The 2346-nt window shown below is 61.9% G+C and carries 1 protein-coding gene and 1 pseudogene; both read left to right on the plus strand.

Features of this window, described 5'->3' with window-relative positions:
• Positions 1-1690 (plus strand): autotransporter outer membrane beta-barrel domain-containing protein (locus tag DBR18_RS05490; RefSeq protein ID WP_256588557.1); only part of this gene is annotated, 1690 nt, incomplete at its 5' end.
• A 323-nt stretch (positions 1691-2013) separates the two neighbouring features.
• Positions 2014-2346, plus strand: a pseudogene (locus DBR18_RS28800) (autotransporter outer membrane beta-barrel domain-containing protein); the annotation flags it as partial.

Below are 2346 nucleotides of genomic sequence, written 5' to 3' on the forward strand. Positions count from 1 at the left end.
GAATTTGAACAACGGCTCGCAACTGGACCTGGGGTCGAGCAGCCTGGTGCTTGGCGATGCCGTCAGCGGCACCGGCGTGCTGAACGTCGATGCCGGCAGCAGCGTGTTCTCGACCCAAGGCGCGGTATCACCCGTCGTAGCCGGACAGGCCGTGACCTTCAACAACGCCGGGGTCATCGACCTGACCCGCAACAACAGCCGCACCAATGACACCCTTTCCATCAACGGCAACTACGTCGGCAGCGGCGGCCAGTTGTTGTTGCAAAGCGAACTCGGTGCCGATGGCGCGCCCAGCGACAAACTGGTGGTCAACAACGGCAGCCTCAGCGGTGCCACTGTGATCAGCGTGACCCACCTCGGCGGGATCGGTGGACTGACCCAGGAGAACGGTATTCAAGTGGTGCAGGCCCAAGGCTCCACGGTCAGCACCAACAACGCCTTCAGCTTCAGCGGCCCGGTGTCTGCCGGTGCTTATGATTACTACCTGTTCAAGGGCGGCGTCACTGCCGGGACCGAAAACAACTGGTATCTGCGCTCCGCCGTGGTCGCGCCGCAAATGTTCAGCGTGCCCAACCCCGATCCGGGTGTGCCGCCGATTCTGGTGCCGGTGGTGGCAACACCGGTTGCCGCAGCGATCACTCCTGTGGCACCCGCGCCAGGCGAACCGGCACCGCCGGTTGTCAGCGCCAGTCTGCCCGTGCTGCCCGCCGCCGTGGCAGGCACCGCACCCATCCCGATCTATCGTCCCGAAGTACCCAACTGGTCGGTGCTGCCACCCGCCGCCGCGCAACTGACCCTCAGCGCACTCGGCACGTTTCATGACCGTCAGGGCGATCAACGCCTGCTCAGCGAAACCGGTGCATTCAGCGCCGGTTGGGGTCGTGTCTACGGCAAGAACATCGACCAGACCTGGGCCGGCACCGTCACCCCACGCCTGAACGGTTCACTCAATGGCTTTCAGGTCGGCAACGATCTGTACAGCGCGCAGACGTCGGGCGGGCAAACGCAACGCATCGGCCTGTTCGTCGGCCATAGCCGGATTCAGGGCGATGTTGACGGTTTCAACGAAGGCTTCGAGAACAACAGCGCGGGCAGGATCAAACTCGAGGGCGACAGCTATGGCCTGTACTGGACGCTGACCGACCCCTACGGCTGGTACCTCGACACCGTGGCGATGGGCACGCGTTTCGACGGCAACAACCGTTCCGACCGTGGACTGAAACTGGACAACCGCGGCCATGCCCTGACGTTTTCGGCCGAGGCAGGCTACCCGTTCGCGCTCAACGACACCTGGGTGGTCGAGCCGCAAGTGCAGGTGATCCACCAGAAAATCTCCCTCGACAGCCAGGACGACGGCATCTCGCGGGTTTCATTCGATTCCGACGGCGCCTGGACCGGTCGCCTCGGCGCACGGCTCAAGGGTCGTTATCAGGTCAACGGCTTGCCGGTAGAACCGTATCTGCGGGCCAATCTATGGCACACGTTTTCCGGCACCGATTCGGTGATCTTCGATGGCACCGATACCATCGACAGCGAGCAGAAATCCTCGTCCGCAGACGTTGGCCTCGGCGTCGTACTGGCACTGGACCGTGCGGTGAGTGTTTACGCCAGCACCGATTACAGTAGCAATATCGACAGTAATGACCTGCGTGGGCTGGCGGGAAATCTGGGGGTCCGCGTCAGTTGGTAACCCGATAGCAGGCTATCTGAACCCTCTACAGCGCGGTTTTCGCACTGTTTTCCCCTGCAAACAACGACTTGGATATGTGCAGAAAAACAAACGCTTGCACAGTCTGATTTAACCCGACCGCTCATCGTGCAGTTTCTTGACGCAGAGGCATCACTCTTCTTATCTCTACCTTACTACCCCCGGAATCACTATCCGGGGCGCACCTTTCGGCACTCGCGAAATCGAGCGGCCGCGGTTCGCCCCGCTCCATTCGGTCGCCCCTCGTTCGGGGTAGGAGAGACGCCAGAAAAGAGATCCCGCATGCGTTTGCAAGGTAGACCTCCATGAAAAGCCCATTCACTCCACAAGAGATCAAAGTGACGTTCTGCACAGTGTCGGGTTCGATCCTGCTGTGCTCATCCATGGAGGCGCAAGCCGGCCCTGCGGCGGATGAAACCACCCCCTGGTATCGCCAGAACGTGCCCGTGATGACCCTGCCGGTAACCGTTGTCACCCCCGAACCACAACGCTTGAGTCCTCGTCCCGACCTGACGGGCGCCAACCTGATCACCGAAGATCTGGCGCCCGTGGCCTGGGACCGACTGTATGGGAGCATCGCCCGCCAGGCGCAAACCGACGTGCTCTCGCCTGGCTTCACACCCGGCGTCGGTGACTTC

Origin of the sequence: Pseudomonas sp. HMWF021 (assembly GCF_003061005.1) — a bacterium.
Lineage (GTDB): Bacteria > Pseudomonadota > Gammaproteobacteria > Pseudomonadales > Pseudomonadaceae > Aquipseudomonas.